The sequence below is a fragment of the Tepidimonas fonticaldi genome, from assembly GCF_001675355.1.
In the GTDB taxonomy this organism is placed as follows: Bacteria; Pseudomonadota; Gammaproteobacteria; order Burkholderiales; family Burkholderiaceae_C; genus Tepidimonas; species Tepidimonas fonticaldi.
Genome location: NZ_LZDH01000064.1, coordinates 1 through 729, shown reverse-complemented (window position 1 = coordinate 729; position 729 = coordinate 1). Strand labels below are relative to the sequence as shown.

Sequence of the window (729 nt, the reverse complement as noted above, 5' to 3'; positions counted from 1 at the left end):
CAAGAGCGTGGTATTACTATCACATCTGCAGCGACTACTGCATTCTGGTCTGGTATGGCAAAACAGTATGAGCCACACCGTATCAACATCATCGACACCCCGGGACACGTTGACTTCACTATCGAAGTAGAACGTTCTATGCGTGTTCTTGATGGCGCAGTAATGGTTTACTGTGCAGTTGGTGGTGTTCAGCCACAGTCTGAAACTGTATGGCGTCAGGCTAACAAATATAAAGTTCCACGTATCGCGTTCGTTAACAAAATGGACCGTATGGGTGCGAACTTCTTACGTGTTGTTGAGCAATTAAAATCACGTTTAGCTGCTAACGCAGTTCCACTGCAATTACCAGTCGGCGCAGAAGAGTCGTTCACTGGTGTTGTTGACTTGCTGAAAATGAAAGCAATCAAGTGGAGTGATGAAGACCAGGGCGTTACCTTCGAATACGAAGATATCCCTGCGAACATGCAAGAAGCTGCTGAAGAGTGGCACAACAACCTGATCGAAACCGCAGCAGAAGCATCAGAAGAACTGATGGAAAAATATCTGGGCGGTGAAGAACTGACTGAAGCAGAAATTAAAGCTGCATTACGTCAACGTGTTCTTGCAAGCGAAATTATCCTGGTTACCTGTGGTTCTGCATTTAAGAACAAAGGTGTTCAGGCGATGCTGGATGCAGTTGTTGATTACTTACCTGCGCCAACAGATGTACCTGCAATTAATGGTATTCTG

At 45.5% G+C, this 729-nt stretch carries 1 protein-coding gene; it reads left to right on the top strand.

The window, feature by feature from the left end; all coding sequences use genetic code 11:
• Positions 1-729: GTP-binding protein (locus A9O67_RS13210; protein ID WP_156682301.1), on the top strand; the 729-nt coding region annotated here is incomplete at both ends.